Origin of the sequence: Sphingomonas turrisvirgatae (assembly GCF_001721295.1) — a bacterium.
In the GTDB taxonomy this organism is placed as follows: domain Bacteria; phylum Pseudomonadota; class Alphaproteobacteria; order Sphingomonadales; family Sphingomonadaceae; genus Sphingomonas; species Sphingomonas turrisvirgatae.
Genome location: NZ_MDDS01000072.1, coordinates 1 through 643, shown reverse-complemented (window position 1 = coordinate 643; position 643 = coordinate 1). Strand labels below are relative to the sequence as shown.

At 53.3% G+C, this 643-nt stretch carries 1 protein-coding gene; it reads right to left on the bottom strand.

The genetic code is table 11. The features are described 5' to 3' along the window. Positions 1–643 (bottom strand): Ig-like domain-containing protein (locus BFL28_RS20400; RefSeq protein WP_241527386.1); only part of this gene is annotated, 643 nt, incomplete at both ends.

Below are 643 nucleotides of genomic sequence, written 5' to 3'. Positions count from 1 at the left end.
GTGCTGGTGTGCTGTCATTCGTCAACACGTCATCCAGCGCAACCACAGGTGCTGTGATGTCTGCTGAAACTGTGCCTGTACCTGGCAATGAAGTGTTGCCTGCAGGGTCAGTCGCTGTTGCAGTCACTGTATCGCCATCCACCAGGTTACCTGGGTTTGGTACTGACCAGCTACCATCTGTGCCTGCTACCACGGTTGCAGTGGTGCCATCAGGATAAGTCACAGTCACTGTTGAACCAGGCTCTGCCTGACCGCTCACTGGGTCTGTTGCATTGATCGGATCAAGCACCGGTGCATTTGGTGCAACCGTATCAATGGTCACCACTGCAGTATCGTTACCTACGTTACCTGCTGCATCTGTTGCAGTCACGGTAATGGTGTGTGGTCCGTCTGCGAGTGTTGGAAGTGTATTGTCTGCAAGCGTCCAGGTGCCGTCACCATTGTTCACTGCCGGATAGTCAACGCCATCCACATTGACAACTACAGTTGCTGTCGGATCATTCACTGTACCAGTAAGTGCTGGTGTGCTGTCATTCGTCAACACGTCATCCAGCGCAACCACAGGTGCTGTGATGTCTGCTGAAACTGTGCCTGTACCTGGCAATGAAGTGTTGCCTGCAGGGTCAGTCGCTGTTGCAGTCAC